Consider the following 16,677-nt stretch of genomic DNA (forward strand, 5'->3'; position numbering starts at 1 on the left):
TCGGTGCTCCTCGCGGTTCGTCTCTCTCGTACGGGCTTTCACCCACACGGGGACGAGACGGCCGTTTCCGGCGCGTTCCGCGGTACCACCCCGCTTGCCCGGCCGGTGATGTTCCGGCTGGGCCGCTCATTCGACGGCTGTGACGGGCCGTACCCGTCCGGTTCTACTGAGGGCGTGGGCCCTGTTCTTCCGGAGGCTCCCCGGTGATGGCCGGATCGGTGCCAGTTGTCTCAAGAGTAGCGCGCGGGGGCAACCCGATTGTCCGGGGTGGGCGAAAACGCGGAGGCGGTGACCGAGCGCCGTGGCTAGGCTGCGCCGGGCGAGGAGGGTGATGAACACCGAAGAACAGTTGTGGCGCCAGATCCGCGTCACCGATCGGATGTGGGAGGGCGCAGGGCAGATCGCCGTGCTCGAAAAGGTGACGCGGCGGGTGGACGAGCTGGGGCTGGCCGCGCATCAGTACGAGGCACGTGTCCGGCTCGCGACCGCGTACGTGCTCGGCGGCGAGCCCGCGAAAGCGTTCGAGCCGCTCTCGTGGTGCCTGGAGGCGAGCGACCGCGATCCGGAACTGGATGAAGATCTCCTTCACCTGTTCGACTACCTCACGATCGCGTTCACCGAGGATCCTTCCGTCCCGCTAGCGGACACCCTCGCGGCGATCGACGAGGGTGAACGGCTTTTCGGCCCGATGCCGGACAACCGGTTGATCATCGCTTGGGAACTCGGTGATCACGTCGGCGCGGAGCGGCAGTACGAGCGATGGAGCACCCCGCGCGAGAGTTCACGGTGCTCCAGATGCGACGCGGGGGTGAAGGTCGGCCATCTGATCCAGGCAGGCAGGCTTGAGGAGGCGGCCCGGCTCCTCATCGACGAGGACACCTGTTCGAAGCAGCCGCACTCGATGCTTGCCGCACTCATGCTCCCGTACGTCCGGCTAGGGCGGCTGGAGGAAGCGGTCGACGCGTTCCGGCAGTCCTACTCGGCGTTTTGGTCCCAACCGGAAAACCTCGACGCGATCGCGCGGCATGTCGAATTCTGTGCGCGCACCGGAAATTCCGAGGCGGCACGGAAGCTGGTCGAGCGCCATGCCCACTGGCGGTCGTTTCCCTCGGACGAGAGGGACTTCCACGCCGCCGCCGCACTCGCGCTCGGTCCGGGGTCGGGACACGGTCCCGCCGCGCTGGCCATCGCGGCACGGTTCGACGCCCGCAACGGCAATTCCGCGCAAAGCGATCGGATCCGGGCGTTCATGACCGGGGAACCGGTGGTGGATTCGCTGGATCTGGCCGACTCGCTGTCGCCGCGTACCCGGCTGATCAGCCCGCCTGCCATCCTCCTCTACCCGACAACCCCGCAGGAGCTGGCGGCGCTCGCCGAGCGCAACGATGACGACCCGGTCCACGCGGCCTTGCTGTGGGACCGTTTCGACGAACTCCTTCCGCACCCCGAAGGCGAACTGTCCGCCCGGCGGCTCGCCGGAGCAGGGGAACTCGCGCGCGCCGCGGAGGTGTTCGGCGCGCTCGGGAACGAAGTCCGGCGTCAGGCCGTGCTCTCCCGGATCGCCCTGCACCGGTGTCTCGACGGTGACGACGCCCTCGCCGACCTGCGCGCGACTGTCGAACGCTTGGCCGCGTTGGACGATCCCGACGAACACCTGCGGGCCGCGTTGCGGTTGGCAGAAGCCTTCGAGGCTTTCGGTGACCTCGATTCCGCGCTCGCGGCACTTGAGAACGTGAAACCGCGTACCGATGACGGCGTCTTGCTGGGAGACCACGCGCGCCGTTGCGGGGACCTCGTGGTGAAACTGGGACGGGACACCGCGCTTGCCTTGCGATTGGTCCAGTTCGCCGCCGATTCCTACGAAGGCGCCCGCTCCCCTTCGAACGCCGCCGGAGCGCGGATGACCGCGGCGTGGATTCTCGCCATGACCGGGGAGCCCTCGGCGGCGTTGGAGGTGTGTGAGCGGATCGAACCGATCGGTGGCCCGCACGAGTTGCAGGCGGAAATTCTGTACACCCACGGGAAACTCGCCATCGCCTTCGAGGACTTCGAGGAGGCCGAATTCCGGCTGCGCATCGGCGCCGAAAGTTTTGAATCCGCCGGGAACACCGCCGCGCTCGGGTGGCTGCGGGCCGATCTCGCGGAACTCTACTTGAGGATGGAACGCTTCGAAGACGCCGCCGACGCGGCCGAAGAGGCGGTTCGGCTGGCACCCTCAGCGCGAGCGCGGGAGCTGCTGGACCGGTCATGTCGGCTGCGCGCTTAGGCGCTGCCTTGGTGGTCTTCGGAGTCGGCGGCGAGCCACCGGCGGAACGCGCGAGGTTCCGGGAGACAGCAGGTCGTGGCGGGCTCGTGGCCGAGGCCGAGGCCTATTGTGTCGCCGATGGGCAGAACACCGGCAAGCTCGCCTACCTCGCAGGCACGGTCGGAGGCCGACAATTCAGGCCGTCCTCTCAGCGTGCGTATTGGTCGTTATACAGCCCATTCGCGGTCCGGCTCATGTCCGCGAATGCAGGGTGTTGCGTCTCGGGGTTCCGGCGGGGTCGAGGTAGGCGGGTGCGGTGAATTCGGGTAGTCCGCCTTGGGCGATGACGACTTTCCCTTCGCTGTGATGGATCAGCCGCTGATGCTGGGTACCTAGGAGCACGAGATCGTCGATTTTCGTTTCGCCGTGGTGTCGCCAGAAAACAATGTGGTGCGCCGTACAACACTGCACCGGCATATCGCGATCTGGAAAGGAACATCCGCCGTCGCGGATGGTGAGTGCGTATTTTTGAGCCAGCGATACGGCGCGAAGAGGGTAAAACGATCGCGAACGAATACGTAGCGCCTCGTGAGTGGTAATGACGGTTCTAACCGTCATTACCACTCACGAGACCGGCCACCCTCGAGTTGCCATCCCCGCCACCGCCTCTAGGTTGACGGGTATGCCGAACTGCGAGGTCCGATGAAAGGGCCCGGACTCCTCATCGTCCTGCTGGTGGTCCTGGGCGGCGTCAGCGGCCTCGGCTTCCTGCTGGGGCTGGGCAACGCCGCGATCCTCGCCGCGCTGACGGCGCTCTTCTGCCTCATCGCGGCGGTCGGCGGGCCGCTTTGGGCGGATCTGCGGCTGCTGGCGTGGTTCGCGCCGTCGCTGGTCCTCGCGGTCGGCGTGCCCCGGTTGCTGGGCGAGGTCTCGCGGTGGGCCGCGATCGGGCTGCTGGTGGTGATCGTGGTCGTCGCCGGTCTGTTGCCCGTGCTCGGCGCCCGGTTCGTCACGGTCGGGCTGGGGCTCGGGATGGCGTCCTTGTTCGGCTACGGCTTCCAGTTGACCGGGACGGCGTCGGCCGGGCAAATCCTGGGCGCACCCGCGCTCGCCGTGGGGGTCGTGACCCTGCTGCGAGTGCTGATGGGCGCCAAGGACCCGGCCAAGCCGACCCGCGAGGCGCTGGCGGACGCGCTCGCCGCGGGAACGGCCGAAACGCAGGAACGCGCGGCGAGACGCTGGCTCGCGGACCGGCCCCGCCGCTGGACCGGCCGGGTCCTCGGTGGCATGTTCCGGTACCGCGCGGCCACCGGATTGCTCGAGATCCGCGGAAAACGCCTCGACAACCCCGAAATAGCCCGAACACTCGACGCCGCCAAGGAAGAAGCCGTCAGGCTCGCCGACGTCGTCCGAAAACCGAAAGCACCGAACGACGTCGAACCGGTGCGGCGTAAGGAACCTGTCGAGCTGCCCGGCGCCACGGCAAGGCTGGTCACCGCACTGTGGGACGCCCTCGAAACCATCCGGTCGGCGGCGACCGAGCGCGACGAGTCGCGTGTGGACGTTCCGAGAGGACTCCGCGAAGAATTACGCCGCATCGAGCTGAGCGGCGCGTTTTCCTGGCAGTCACCACAGTTCCGGCACGCGCTCCGCTGCGGGCTCGGAGTGGCGCTGGCGCTCGTCGTCGCGAGTTTCCGGCCGGGCGACCCGCTCACCGTGTCCTTCCTGCTCGCCACCTTCGCCATCATGCAACCGGAATGGCATGACAGCCTCAGCAAGGCGTGGCAGCGCATCGGCGGTTCCCTCGGCGGCGCCATCGTCCTCGCGCTCGTACTTTGGCTTCTGCCGCAAGGATTTCTGCTGCCGATCGGACTCGTGGCCCTGCTCGGCGGGTTCTCCGTCATGCGAACACGGCCGACGATCTTCAACGGCTGCATGGTGCTGATGTCCGTCGGCATGAACGCGACGACCAAACACCTCGACCCGCGCTACGTGCTCGTCGAGTATCTGCTCCTGATGGTCCTCGCCGGCGCCATCGCGCTGCTGTTCGGTTTCGCCGCGATCCCCGGGGTGCCGAAACCCGGCCCCGCGGAACGCTTCGGCACCGCGGTCGACGCCACCCGCACGCTGCTCGGCTCGGTCGGGCGGAAACTGCGCGGCGACGACGTCGACCCGCGGACACTCGGCCGTGAGTTCCGCGCCGCCGCTGTCGCGCAGCACGGTCTACTCGCCGCGGAACCGGGCACGAAGGAACCCGCGCCCGGACAGCGTGACGCGCTGGAGAACGCCGCCGAAGCCTTGCGTGGCCTCTCCGTCACGGCCTCGTCGCTCTTGCTGCGTCCTGGATCGGCAGGAGCCTCAGCCGCCGTGAGGGAAGCCGCCCGCGCGCTCGGATCCGAAGAGGCGGCGGAAATCCCGGTGCCGCCGGACGCCGACGACGAACAACGCCTGGTACTCGACATGATCGCCGCCGACGTGGTCGCGGTCGGCGGGGCGGCTCAGGTGTTCAGGGACGCTTAGCCGTCCGCGTTGGTCTTGTCACGGTGCTGCCCGGCGATCTCCGCGTCGGGCGTGCACAGCGCGCACGGGGTGAACCCGAGCTGCCGCGCCTCCCCGATTCCGAGCGGGATGGTGTCGCGGGTTTCAAGCCACCCGCAGGTGGTCACGTGATAGCGCGGATATTCGTCGACGACGACGACCGCGGTCTCCAGTTCGGAGACGATCGCCACATCCGCGGGATCGCTCTCCTCTTCACCGGGATCACCGTTGCGCTGAGGCTCGGCGGCCTCTTCCGGGTCGCCCAGTTCCCCGGTGGTGGGCATCAGGGCGGTCTGCCCGGCGTCCTCGGGTTTCTCTTCGTCGCCCTCTTCGGATTCAGCCGCCTCGTCGGCGGGGTCGTCGGCCGTCTCTTCGACGGGAGCGGCCGCACGCTTCTTCCGACGGCGCAGCCAGTCGAAGACGAGAAGCAGCCCAGCGACCACGGAGAGGCCGATGGAGATCCAGGCCCACAGGGAGTTCGCGGTGATGAGCGCCGCGACGAGCAGCCCCAGAGCCGCCAGTACCAGTACCAGGACGATGTAGAGCACGGTGAATTACAACATGACGGGCAAGCGGAACGGCCCCGACCCTCCGGAGAGTGCCGAGGCCGTTCCCATGCGTTGACCGAGAACCGTCAGCCGGCTTCGGCGCGGGGACCGAACGAGTAGCCCTGTCCACCGCCCGAGGACGATGCCGACTGCCCCGAGTTCGACGAGGACGCCGACGCGGGAGCGGCCGAACCGCGGTCGTCGAGCTCACGCAGCTGGGACTCGAGGAACCCACGCAGCCTCGTGCGGTACTCCCGCTCGATCGTGCGCAGCTCTTCGATCTTCTTGCCCAGCGAGCCCTTTTCCGCGTTCATGTTGTTCATGGTCTCGGTGTACTTGCGCTGAGCTTCGCGCTCCATGGTCGTCGCCTTGTCGCGCGCCTGGCGCTCCAAGGTCTCGGCACGGGTTCGCGCGTCGTTCAGCATGGTCTCGGCACGCGTGCGCGCCTCGTTCACCATCGAGTCCGATTTGGATCGCGCGTCCGAAAGCAGCTGCTCGGACTTGGTCCGAGCCTCGGCGAGCATGCCGTCCGACTCGGTCTTGGCCTCGGCGGTGAGCCGGTCGGCCATTTCCTGGGCCAGCCCGAGCACCTTCGCGGCCTGGACGTTGGGTTCCCCATTGTCCGGCACCATCGAATGAGCCTGGGTCTGCTCCATCGCCGACTGCGGCGGCGGCACCGGCGCCAGGCGACGCGACGGTTCGTCACGCACCTGTGGCGGCGGCCCGACGGCACCGGCCTTGGCATTCTCGAGCTCACCACGGGTGGTCTCGAGCTCGTTGTCGAGCTGCTCGACCTGCTGCCGCAGTTCGTTGTTGTCCTCGATCAACCGGGCAAGCTCGGTCTCCACCAGGTCGAGGAACGCGTCCACCTCGTCCTCGTTGTAGCCCCTTTTGCCAATGGGCGGCTTGCTGAACGCGACGTTATGCACGTCAGCGGGGGTCAACGACATCAGATCACCTCACGCACTCCATGGCCTGCAGGTCCACCCGGGCTTCCCCGAAAATCACCCTGGCGTTGTCAGCTGCATCGCGAAGAACACAACCAACAGCAGCACCATAATCGATAAGTCCAGTCCGACGCCGCCGATTCGTACGGTCGGGATGATTCGTCTGAACAGACGAACCGGTGGGTCGGTCACTGTGTAGATGGTCTCGAGCGTTACCGCAACCCCTCCGGCAGGATGCCACTCGCGAGCGAAAGCACGCACGAGCTCGACGACGATCCGTGCCGTCAGCAGGAGCCAGAAAGCGAACAGCACGTACCAGACGACCAGCAACACAGCATTCACGTAACCACTCTGCCATGCCTCGCGTCAAAAGACGCAGCTGACGGGCGACAGATGCCGATGAGTCGACAAAATCACATCCGGCTGCGCTCAGCGGTCACCGGGTGATCAGCCGCGCAGGAATAATCCGCCTTCGGCAATCCGCCGACGGTCTTCCGCGGTGACGTCCACATCGGGCGGTGAGAGAAGGAACACCTTGTTGGTGACCTTGTCCATCGACCCGCGCAACGCGAACGCGAGACCGGCCGCGAAGTCGACAAGACGCTTCGCGTCCGCGTTGTCCATCTCAGTGAGGTTCATGATCACCGGGATGCCTTCGCGGTAGTGCTCCCCGATCGCCCGCGCTTCGGCGTAGCTCGTCGGGTGCAAGGTGGTGATCCGGCTCAACGGGTCACGCACGGCCGGACGGACCGGTTCGGTGACCGGACGCAGCCGGGCGACCGGTTCCGGCTGGCGATCGATCGCCAGCGCCCCGTGGACCACCGGCTCCGGGCTGACCACGGAGCGTGACCGAGTCCGGGTGACGGGCTCGTCGTAAGTGTCGTCGACGTCCCGGTAACGTCCACCCCGCGACCGGGCAACTGGCTCTTCGTCGTAGTCATAATCGTCTTCGGCGTAACCTCGCCGGTAGCCATCCTCGGCGTCATAGCCGTCTTCGTCCGCGGGCACCATCCCGAAGTAGGCCTTCAGCTTCTGCAGCGCGCTCATGCCTCTCCCTAGCCTTAGCCGCGTCCCGCACCGTGCTCCCCCGCCTCCGCCGCCACTCCCCGTAGCGACGAAACGGTATTCCCTAAGGCGAGGCTAAACCGCGCCCACCGAGCAGCGCGGTTCCGACACGCACACACGTCGAGCCGTGCGCGATCGCCTGCTCGAGATCATTGCTCATTCCGGCGGAGAGTTCACGGGCATTTGGGTGATCTTCCCGAAGACGCTCCGAGGCCAAAGCAAGCTTCTCGAACGCCTCAGTGGGAGCAATACCCAGCGGGGCCACCGCCATAAGCCCACGGAGGCGAAGATCACCCACATGGACTATCCGCTCCGCCAACCGGCCCAGTTCGTTCAGCCGAATGCCCCCGCGCTTCGGATCGTCATCGAGACTTACTTGAATGAGGACGTCCAACGGGTGATCACGTTGCCCCGAATCGAGCGCCGACCTGGTCGCCTTCGCGAGCGCGTCGGCGAGCCGTTCGGAGTCGACGGACTGGACCTCGTCGGCCCAGCGCACGACCGAGCGCGCCTTGTTCCGCTGGAGGCTGCCGACCATGTGCCAGCGGACGCGGGCGTCCGGACGCAGCGTGGCGACCTCTTCGGCTTTCGCGCCCGCCTCCTGGTCGCGGTTCTCGGCGAGGTCGAGCGCGCCGAGGTCGGCGAGCAGCGCGGCGTCGAGCGCCGGGAAGGTCTTGGTGACCGCGAGCAAGCGGACCTCGTCGCGCTCCCGGCCCGCGGCCTCGCACGCGGCGGCGACCCGCTCCCGCACTTCGGCGAGGTTGGCCGCGAGTTCCTCCTTGCGGGCGTCGCTCACGACGCGTCCAGCCAGGTGATGCCCGCGATCCGGCCGGTGGTGCCGTCGCGGCGGAAACTGAACAGGGTCTTGTCTTCGTTGGTACAGCGAGGATCCACGCCGATCTTGCCGACACCGAGGTCGGCGAGTTGCCGCCAGAGCCCGGCGCGCAGGTCGAGTCCCGGCGTGCCCTTGCGGGTTTTGCAGGCGCTTCCCGGGACGTGCTTCTCGACGTCGGCGGCCATGTCGGCGGGGACTTCGTAGCAGTCACCGCAGATCGCGGGACCGAGCAGTGCTTCGGTGCGGCCCGGTTCCGCACCGAGCGAGCGCATCGCCTCGATCGCGGCGGGGACGACGCCGACCCGGGCGCCGACGCGGCCCGCGTGGACGGCGGCGACGACACCGGCTTCGACATCGGCCAGCATGAGGGGGACGCAGTCGGCGACGAGCACCACGAGCGCGAGACCGGGCTCGGCCGTCACGAGGGCGTCGGTCGCTTCCGCCGCGGCGGTCTCGGAGCCGTCGACGATGGTCGCGGTGCGGCCGTGGACCTGTTCCATCCACGCCAGCCTGTCCTCGGCGAGGCCGAGTTCGGTGGCGAGGCGTTTGCGGTTGGCGTAGACGTCACCCGCGTCGTCTCCGACATGGTCACCGAGGTTGAAGGTGTCGTAAGGCGGCCGGGATGCTCCGCCCGCCCTTGTCGTGACGACCCGCCGTACCCGCACGCGTTTCCTCCTAGACCTGAGTGAAGGCCCCCTTCACTACCTTCAAGGTAGTCAAGGAGGCCTTCACGGAACGTACTGGCGAGCTACCGCCGCATGAACGGGGGCACGTCGACTTCGTCGTCCGACGGGTCGTCGTGCACCGGGGTGGCGCGACCGGGCAGGCTGCCATGGGTCGAGTTCGAGCCGATCGGCGAGTAACCGCGCGAGCCACCGCCGGGCTGCGGGAGCCCGCCGGTCATCGATCCGTTGCCCTCGCCGCTACGGGAGGACGGCATCGGCGAATGCGGGCGCGTCGGCGGGACCGGGTAGCCGTTGGAGCCGGTCGACGGAACCGGCGTGGCACCCGAAGGCGGGCTTTGCACCGGCGTCGCCCCGCCACCGTTGACCTGGCCCGCCTGTGCGGACGCGGTCGAGTTCGACCGGGAGCCGAAGGTCGACGGGTCGAGCTTCTTGTGGGTCGGCGTGCCCGCGTCGAAACCGGCCGCGATCACGGTGACCCGGACCTCGTCGCCGAGCGAGTCGTCGATGATCGTCCCGAAGATGATGTTGGCGTCGGGGTGCGCGGATTCCTGCACCAGCGACGCAGCCTCGTTGATCTCGAACAGGCCGAGGTCCGACCCGCCCGCGATCGACAGCAGCGCGCCGTGCGCCCCGTCCATCGACGCTTCCAGCAGCGGCGAGTTGATCGCCTTCTCCGCCGCCTGGATCGCCCGGCCCTCGCCGCGCGCCGAGCCGATGCCCATCAGCGCGGAGCCCGCGCCGGACATGACGCTCTTGACGTCGGCGAAGTCCAGGTTGATCAGACCCGGGGTGGTGATCAGGTCGGTGATGCCCTGGACACCGGACAGCAGCACCTCGTCCGCGGAGCGGAAGGCGTCCATCAGCGAGACGCCGATGTCGCCCAGCTGCAGCAGCCGGTCGTTCGGGATGACGATCAGGGTGTCGCATTCGTTGCGCAGCTGCTGGATGCCGTCCTCGGCCTGCTTGCTGCGGCGCTTGCCCTCGAAGGTGAACGGACGGGTGACGACGCCGATGGTCAGCGCGCCGAGCTTGCGGGCGATCTGGGCGACGACCGGCGCGCCACCGGTGCCGGTGCCACCGCCCTCACCCGCGGTCACGAACACCATGTCGGCGCCCTTGATGACCTCTTCGATCTCTTCGCGGTGGTCTTCGGCGGCCTTCTGCCCCACCTCGGGGGCGGCGCCGGCACCGAGGCCGCGGGTCAGTTCCCGGCCGATGTCGAGTTTGACGTCGGCGTCGGACATGAGCAGTGCCTGGGCGTCGGTGTTCACCGCGATGAACTCGACGCCCTTGAGGCCGACCTCGATCATGCGGTTCACGGCGTTCACTCCGCCGCCGCCGATACCGACGACCTTGATCACCGCAAGGTAGTTGTGCGGGGGCGTCATCGGAGCCGCCTTCCTGATCGTGTGTGCTCGTGCTGCCCGCCGGTCGCTGAGCCTGGGCCGAACCCTCGAGCTGAAGTTCAGATTGAGAGTTATGTCAACTGCCGACGTTGAAGCAGGACGGTATGCACCAGGCTGGCTTGAATCCAGTAGCCACGCCGTGTGTCGCAAAGGTGTTTTGCCACAACATGTTCTCCGGCGCAAGAGCGAGACCCCGTCGCGGCGGCGAACGGCGGCCTGGTAAAGGCGTGGATCAGGTGGGCATGGACATGACCATGACGACGTCCTTCGACGGCGTTCCGGTCGGTGATCCCCCCGCCTGTTCGACGCTGAGCGCGAACTTCTCGGCCCCGGTGATCCCGTCGGCGACCAGCAGCGCACCGTCCTGACCACCGGGAATGAGCCCGGCGGGCTTCGGTGCGGCCCCTGGGTACATGAACCAGGCCTGGTAGATCCGGCCCGGATCGTTCTTCGCCAGTTGTGCCGCCATGAAGACGAGTCGGTCCTTCGAGCGCGACATCATCACGGTCCCGCCGCCCCCGACGGACGCGTCGGCGTGCCCGGTCCGGAGATCGGCCGCCGAGAGCACCTCGGCGACGGGCTCGTATCGCTGGGCGTACTGCGCCGCTTGTTCCCGCGCGGCGGTCAACTGGGTGTGGTTCTCGTAGGCGATGCCGCCGAACACGGCGGTGCCCGCGAGGCCGACGATCGCCGCGGCGGCCGCCCCGATCGCCCAGCGCGGCGCGCGCCTGCGGCCCTTGACGCGCTCTCCGGTTTCGAAGCGCGTCTTCGGCGGCTGCTGCCGGGTCGCCATCGCCTGCGCGAGCACGCGGCGTTTGAGTTCCGGTGGCGGGTCTTCGGCCAGCGCCACGCCGAGCCGGGTCGCGGTCATCTGCAGTTCGAGGACCTCTTGAGCGCAGGAAGCGCACTCGCTGAGGTGCCGCTGGAACTGGGCACGCTCCACTTCGGACAACGCGTCGACGGCGTAGGCCCCGGTGAGCGTGTGCATCTCGGGCATGGTCATGCCGTCACCCCCAAACAGTCCCGGAGCCGGATCAGGCCGTCCCGGAGTCGAGTCTTGATGGTCCCGTGCGGGGTCTGCAGCACCTCTGCGACCTCGCGATAGGTGTATCCCTGGTAGTAGGCGAGCAGTACGGATTCCCGTTGCAACTCGGTCAGGCTGGTCAGGCAGCGGCGTACCTGCGACCGTTCCCATCGGGCCCCGACGGCCTCGGCGACCTCGTCGAAGGGCCGGGCACGGGCGGCCTCGAAGGTCGCCTTGACCTCGCGGTCCGAACTGGCCCGTGCCGACCGGACGCGGTCCACGGCACGGCGGTGCGCGAGCGTCATCGCCCAGTTCAACGCGCTCCCCCGCTCCGGCGAATACCGGGTGGCCGTGCGCCACAGCTCGATCATGACCTCCTGGGTGACCTCTTCCGACTGAGCGGAGTCACGGAGGATTCGCCGCACCAACCCGAGGATCGGGCCGGCGAGCCGGTCGTACAACCCGTCGAAGGCTCGTTCGTCCCCCTTCGCGACCCGGACGAGCAGGTCCTCGGCGGTCGGCCCAGCCGGTTCGTCGCCCGTTCCGGGAACGGGCGACATCCGGCGTGGACGTGCCGATTCATCCTTCAAGACTGCCTCCGGCGGTCTGCGGCGTGCGAGGGGTCAGTGTGGCCTTCCTCAGCCACAGTGTGACCCCATGCAGCCGGATCAGCACGGAGACCCGGTGCGGCATGAACGGGCGGGTGAGCAGCAGACGCACCAGCCACCTGGCGGTGGCGGGCCGCCGCACGCCGCGCAGCGACGCCGTCAGCGGGGTCCGCCCGCCCTGCCGGAGCGCGATCCGGACCGAGAGCAGCGATCCCGGCCGCGGCACCGCCATCCGGTATTCGCCGTCCATCGACTGGAACGGCGAGACGTAGAACTCCTTGTCCGCGTGGGCGTTCCCGTCGGCGTCGGGGCGCAGGAGGTACGCGTGCCTGCCGCCGTAGGTGTTGTGAACCTCGGCGACGACGCATTCGAGTTCGCCGTCGGGCCGATGACACCAGTAGAGGCTGATCGGGTTGAAGCTGTGGCCGAGCATCCGCGCGCCCGCGAGCATCAGCACCCGGCCGCCCTTCAAATCGACGTCGCGTGCCGCGAGCCAGCGGTCCACTTTGGACCGGATACTGGAGGTGTCCTCGGGCGCGAAATGGTCTCGTGGGTCGAAGCGGGCGAAGGGGCGCAGCCACCACGGTAGCGTCGGCGGCGCGTCGAGATCGATGAGCCACAGACAGACGCGGTGGGCGAACGACATCGGCGGATCGGCGCGCCGGACATGCGCCACCGTGGAGTCGTAGAGCACGGCCATGACGGTCACCAGCGCACCCCGAAGTTCTCGGCCGCGCGGACGCCGGAAGCGCAGCCGTCCTCGTGGAAACCCCAGCCGTGGTACGCGCCGGCGTAGGCGACCGTGTCGTCGTCGAGTTCGGGCAGACGGCGCTGGGCGGCGACGGATCCCGGCGTGTAGACCGGATGTTCGTAGGTCATCTTGGCCAACACCGAACCGCCGTCCGGGACGGTGCCGGGATTGAGCGTGACGACGTAGCCGGTCGGCTCGTCGAGCCGCATCAGGCGGTTCATGTCGTAGGACACCTGGACCGCGCCGTTGTCGGCACCGCAGGCGGGCATCGCGTAGTTCCAGCCCGCCCGCGCGGATTCGGTGGTCGGCAGCACACCGGTGTCGGTGTGCAACCACGCCTCGTTGCTGGAGTACCGGAACGAGCCGAGGACCTCGCGCTCGGCCGCGGTCGGCGAGGTGAGCAGGTTCAGCGCCTGGTCCGCGTGCGTGGCCAGGACGACCTTGTCGAGCCGGTGGCGCGTGTCGGCGTCATCGCGGACCTCGATCCCCCGCGCGGTGCGCTTGACCGAGCGCACCGGCGTCGACAGGTGCACGGCGGTCAGCTGCTTGGCCGCCCGCTCGACGTACTCGCGCGAGCCGCCGTCGACGGTGCGCCAGGCCGGGGACCCGCCGACCGACAGCATCCCGTGGTTGCGCAGGAATTCGAACAGGTACCGCGCGGGGTAGGACAAGGTGTCGTTCCGGTCGGCCGACCAGACGGTCGAGACGACGGGCAGCATGAAGTGGTCGACGAAATACTTCGTGTACCCGCCGATCGCGAGGAACGCGCCGAGTGTGACGTCGCCCGCTTCGGGTGAATCGAGCACGCGCTTCGCGTGCAGATGGAAGCGTTTGACGTCGGCCAGCATCCGCAGGTAGCTCCCGCGAGTGAAGTTGCGCGGCTGGGCGAACAGCCCTTTGAGGCCCTTGGCACCAGCGTATTGGAGGCCGCAGCCGTCACAGCGGATGCTCATCGACATCTCGGTGTCGCTGGTGGCGACGCCCAGTTCGGCGAACAGGCGGAGCAGGTTCGGGTAGGTGCGCTCGTTGTGCACGATGAACCCGGAGTCGACGCCGACGGTGCCGCCGTGCGCGCTCGGGACGTCATGGGTGTGCGCGTGCCCGCCGAGCCTGTCGTCGGCTTCGAACAGCAGCACTTCGTAGCGGCGTTGCAGCAGATAGGCCGCGGTGAGACCGGCGACGCCGCTGCCGATGACTCCGATGCGTTGACCGTTGGTGTGCACGAGAGGGATTCGGAACAGGAGCCGGGCCGGATTGGACCGGCTGATTTCGGGGGGGGCATCGTCGGACCCATCCTTTTCCTGTCCGGGGCCGAATGACGACTATGCCGAACAGTCCCGCGTCCCGCCTGGTCCCGTTCGTCGAGCGGCTCCTCGGTGGCTCTCTTCCGGTCGGTCTCCGTACGTGGGACGGCGTACGCGCCGGTCCGCCGGATGCCCCGACCGTGGTGCTCCGCAACCGGCGGGCACTGCGCCGTCTCCTGTACGCCCCCGGCGAATTGGGTCTCGCCAGGGCCTACGTCTCCGGTGATCTGGACGTCGAAGGCGATCTCGCCGACGGATTCCGCCGGATCTGGGCACTGACCCGATCAGGTGCCGTCCGCGGCGCCGAACTCGGCCCTCGCGAATGGGCCGAAGCGCTGCGGATCGCGGTCGGCCTCGGCGTCGTCGGGCCGCCGCCCAAACCGCCCGCCGAAGAGGCCCGCCTGTCCGGGCGGCTGCACAGCCTGCGCCGGGACAAATCCGCGATCGCGCATCATTACGACCTCGGCAACGCCTTCTACCAGCTGTTGCTCGACGAGTCGATGGCTTACTCGTCCGGGTACTGGATCTCCGACGACGACGGCTACGACCTCGGACAGGCTCAAGAGGACAAGCTCGAACTGATCTGCCGCAAGCTCGGCCTGCGCCCGGGGATGCGGCTGCTCGACGTCGGCTGCGGCTGGGGCTCGCTGCTGGTACACGCGGCGAAACACCACGGGGTGCGCGCCGTCGGCATCACGCTTTCGGCGGAACAGCGCCAGCACATCCTCGGCCGTCTCGCCCAGCACGACCTGGAGGACCGCGTCGAAGTCCGCCGTCAGGACTATCGGGAGCTGACCGACGAGCCGTTCGACGCCGTCGCCTCCATCGAGATGGGTGAGCACGTCGGTGAGGAGAACTACCCCGAGTACACGCGGACGCTGTTCCGGCTGCTCCGGCCCACCGGACGGCTGGTCCTGCAGCAGATGTCCCGCGGTGCGGTGGCACCCGGCGGCGGCGCGTTCATCGAGCGCTACATCGCCCCCGACATGACGATGCGGCCGCTGAGCCGCACCCTCAGCCAGCTGGAGACCGCCGGGTTCGAGATCCGCGACGTCCACGCGCTGCGCGAGCACTATGTGCGTACGGTCCGGGCGTGGGAGAAGACCCTGGAGACCAACTGGGACGACGTCGTGACGCTGATCGGTGAAGCGGGCGCCCGGGTCTGGCGGCTGTATCTGGTGGGCGGCGCGCTCGCGTTCGAGGAGAACCGCATGGGCGTGGACCAGATCCTCGCGGTCCGGCCGTCCGAACACGGCGAAAGCGGGCTGCCCGCCACCCGGGAGTGGGCCTGATGCCCCTCGGGGGAACTCTCGCGGTCACGGCGGGCACGACCTTCCTGGCCGTTGTCGTCACCTTCGGCATCGCCCGGTGGCGCGGTCGATACGACACGGTCGACACGTTCTGGGGGCCGGGCTTCGCGCTCGTCGCGCTGGTCGCGGCCCCGCTCGGGGACGGACCGGTGGCTCTGCGCGTGGTCACGGCGGCACTGACGGCGATTTGGGGTGTCCGCCTCGGCGTGCACCTCCACCTGCGCAATCACCGGCTGCCCGAAGACCCGCGCTACGTGCGCATCGCCGAGCGGGCCGGCCCGAACCCGGCGCTGAAGCTGTTCGTCCGCGTGTATCTGGTCCAGGCGGTGGTGCTCTGGTTCGTCTCGCTGCCGGTCCAGTTCGCGATGTACGGCGACGCGTTCGGGGTGACGGCGTGGCTCGGCGTCGCGGTGTGGCTGATCGGCTTCGGGTTCGAGACCGTCGGCGACGAGCAGTTGCGCCGGTTCAAGGCCGATCCGGGCAACCGGGGGAAGGTGCTCGACAGGGGGCTGTGGCGCTACACCCGGCATCCCAACTACTTCGGGGACGCGTGCGTGTGGTGGGGCCTCTACCTGCTGGCGTGTTCGAGCTGGGTGGGGGCGGCGACCGTGCTGGCGCCGATCGCGATGACCTACACGCTGGTCAAGGGCACCGGAAAACCTCTGTTGGAGAAGGGGTTGCGGCGATCCCGGCCGGCATACGCGACCTACGTCGAGCGGACCAGCGGGTTCTTCCCGCTCCCCCCGCGTCGGTTCATTCCCCGGTGAGTCCGTCGGTCAGTTCGCGAAGCAGGTCGAGGTGGCCGGCGTGCCTGCCGGTCTCCTCGATCATGTGCGTGACCACGAACCGCACGTTGACCTTGCGGTCGCCCCGGAACGACACCTCGTCGTCCAGCCCCATCCGGGCGACGACCTTGCGGCTTCGCTCGCACTCGGCCTCGTAGGCGGCGATCAACCGCTCGATCGGGGTCTGCATGGCGACCCGGAACTCGGCGTCGGGATCGACTTCGAGCGCCTCCTTCCAGACGTCCTCCTGCCCGTCGAGCACCACGGTGAACCAGTACTGCTCGACCAGGGTCAGATGCCCGAGCAGACCCGCGATGGTGGTCAGTTCGCTGGGCACCAGCGGCCGGCGGGCCTGCTCGTCGGTGAGGCCGGAGCATTTCCACACCACGGTGGCGCGAAGGAAGTCGAGGAAGCCGTTCAGCTGAGTGCGCTCGTCACCGGTGAGCGGCGGTTCGGGACGCTTCGGTTCGTCGGTCATGGTCGTGCAGTCTGCCGGTCCGCTCCGACAATCCGCGACCGAGTTCCCGCACCGGACTGTCCACCATCTGCCGCAGAGCCGTGGTCCATGTCCGAACGCGATCCCATCGTTCGAGTGAAACCGGCGGTAGTTAGCGCCCGCGAAACA

17 protein-coding genes and 1 pseudogene are annotated in these 16,677 nt (G+C 68.4%); 4 read left to right on the forward strand and 14 right to left on the reverse strand.

Annotated elements, in window-relative coordinates:
- Nucleotides 1-331: 331 nt before the first annotated feature.
- On the forward strand, nt 332-2,266 hold the full coding sequence (locus ACZ54P_RS18455; protein WP_465462754.1) for a hypothetical protein: 1,935 nt from the start codon (nt 332-334) through the stop codon (nt 2,264-2,266).
- Here ACZ54P_RS18455 and ACZ54P_RS18460 read toward each other — a convergent pair.
- The gene (locus ACZ54P_RS18460; RefSeq protein ID WP_465462755.1) at nt 2,263-2,439 is read right to left on the reverse strand and encodes an Imm21 family immunity protein; all 177 of its coding nucleotides are present in this window, start codon (nt 2,437-2,439) and stop codon (nt 2,263-2,265) included. The genes ACZ54P_RS18455 and ACZ54P_RS18460 overlap by 4 nt on opposite strands.
- 58 nt (nt 2,440-2,497) lie before the next feature.
- Nucleotides 2,498-2,794: pseudogene (locus ACZ54P_RS18465) on the reverse strand (HNH endonuclease signature motif containing protein); the annotation flags it as partial.
- Nucleotides 2,795-2,947: 153 nt separating this feature from the next.
- Here ACZ54P_RS18465 and ACZ54P_RS18470 point away from each other — a divergent pair.
- A complete protein-coding gene (locus ACZ54P_RS18470) occupies nt 2,948-4,765 on the forward strand; it encodes an FUSC family protein (RefSeq protein ID WP_465462756.1) in 1,818 nt (605 codons plus the stop codon).
- On the opposite strand, the gene ACZ54P_RS18475 is transcribed toward ACZ54P_RS18470, so the two are convergent.
- From ACZ54P_RS18475 to ACZ54P_RS18525, 11 genes are all read right to left on the reverse strand, one after another.
- Nucleotides 4,762-5,331 carry a hypothetical protein gene (locus tag ACZ54P_RS18475; RefSeq protein ID WP_465462757.1) on the reverse strand — a complete coding sequence of 190 codons (570 nt, stop codon included), beginning with the start codon at nt 5,329-5,331 and terminating at the stop codon, nt 4,762-4,764. The genes ACZ54P_RS18470 and ACZ54P_RS18475 overlap by 4 nt on opposite strands.
- An 86-nt stretch (nt 5,332-5,417) precedes the next feature.
- Entirely contained in the window at nt 5,418-6,281 is an 864-nt protein-coding gene (gene wag31 / locus ACZ54P_RS18480; protein WP_037309673.1) for a DivIVA-like cell division protein Wag31, read from the reverse strand.
- A gap of 54 nt (nt 6,282-6,335) precedes the next feature.
- On the reverse strand, nt 6,336-6,611 hold the full coding sequence (locus ACZ54P_RS18485) for a YggT family protein (RefSeq protein WP_061983245.1): 276 nt from the start codon (nt 6,609-6,611) through the stop codon (nt 6,336-6,338).
- Nucleotides 6,612-6,725: 114 nt separating this feature from the next.
- Nucleotides 6,726-7,325 carry a cell division protein SepF gene (locus ACZ54P_RS18490; RefSeq protein WP_465462758.1) on the reverse strand — a complete coding sequence of 200 codons (600 nt, stop codon included), beginning with the start codon at nt 7,323-7,325 and terminating at the stop codon, nt 6,726-6,728.
- Between the two features lie 82 nt (nt 7,326-7,407).
- Entirely contained in the window at nt 7,408-8,139 is a 732-nt protein-coding gene (locus tag ACZ54P_RS18495) for a YggS family pyridoxal phosphate-dependent enzyme (protein ID WP_465462759.1), read from the reverse strand.
- Nucleotides 8,136-8,843: a peptidoglycan editing factor PgeF gene (gene pgeF, locus ACZ54P_RS18500; protein WP_465462760.1), complete on the reverse strand. Its 708-nt coding sequence runs from the start codon at nt 8,841-8,843 to the stop codon at nt 8,136-8,138. Before pgeF ends, ACZ54P_RS18495 begins: the two co-directional genes overlap by 4 nt.
- A gap of 83 nt (nt 8,844-8,926) precedes the next feature.
- Nucleotides 8,927-10,252, reverse strand: a complete 1,326-nt coding sequence (ftsZ, locus tag ACZ54P_RS18505) for a cell division protein FtsZ (protein WP_465462761.1) — start codon at nt 10,250-10,252, stop codon at nt 8,927-8,929.
- A gap of 250 nt (nt 10,253-10,502) precedes the next feature.
- Nucleotides 10,503-11,273 (reverse strand): anti-sigma factor, encoded by a 771-nt coding sequence (locus ACZ54P_RS18510; RefSeq protein ID WP_465462762.1) that lies wholly within the window; start codon nt 11,271-11,273, stop codon nt 10,503-10,505.
- A complete protein-coding gene (sigK, locus tag ACZ54P_RS18515; protein ID WP_465462903.1) occupies nt 11,270-11,854 on the reverse strand; it encodes an ECF RNA polymerase sigma factor SigK in 585 nt (194 codons plus the stop codon). The genes ACZ54P_RS18510 and sigK overlap by 4 nt, the downstream gene beginning before the upstream one ends.
- A gap of 19 nt (nt 11,855-11,873) precedes the next feature.
- Nucleotides 11,874-12,602, reverse strand: coding sequence for a DUF1365 domain-containing protein (locus ACZ54P_RS18520; RefSeq protein WP_465462904.1), 729 nt, complete (start codon nt 12,600-12,602; stop codon nt 11,874-11,876).
- A 5-nt stretch (nt 12,603-12,607) separates the two neighbouring features.
- Nucleotides 12,608-13,876, reverse strand: coding sequence for an NAD(P)/FAD-dependent oxidoreductase (locus ACZ54P_RS18525; protein ID WP_465462763.1), 1,269 nt, complete (start codon nt 13,874-13,876; stop codon nt 12,608-12,610).
- 101 nt (nt 13,877-13,977) lie between these two features.
- Between ACZ54P_RS18525 and ACZ54P_RS18530 the strand changes: the two genes are divergently transcribed.
- Both ACZ54P_RS18530 and ACZ54P_RS18535 read left to right on the forward strand, forming a co-directional pair.
- The gene (locus tag ACZ54P_RS18530; protein WP_465462764.1) at nt 13,978-15,249 is read left to right on the forward strand and encodes a class I SAM-dependent methyltransferase; all 1,272 of its coding nucleotides are present in this window, start codon (nt 13,978-13,980) and stop codon (nt 15,247-15,249) included.
- The gene (locus ACZ54P_RS18535) at nt 15,249-16,034 is read left to right on the forward strand and encodes a DUF1295 domain-containing protein (RefSeq protein ID WP_465462765.1); all 786 of its coding nucleotides are present in this window, start codon (nt 15,249-15,251) and stop codon (nt 16,032-16,034) included. The genes ACZ54P_RS18530 and ACZ54P_RS18535 overlap by 1 nt, the downstream gene beginning before the upstream one ends.
- Here the strand turns inward: ACZ54P_RS18535 and ACZ54P_RS18540 are convergent.
- Nucleotides 16,021-16,530, reverse strand: a complete 510-nt coding sequence (locus tag ACZ54P_RS18540) for a DinB family protein (RefSeq protein WP_465462766.1) — start codon at nt 16,528-16,530, stop codon at nt 16,021-16,023. The two genes, ACZ54P_RS18535 and ACZ54P_RS18540, sit on opposite strands and share 14 nt — an antisense overlap.
- Nucleotides 16,531-16,677: the final 147 nt, after the last annotated feature.

The sequence above is a fragment of the Amycolatopsis sp. NPDC034160 genome, assembly GCF_055575355.1.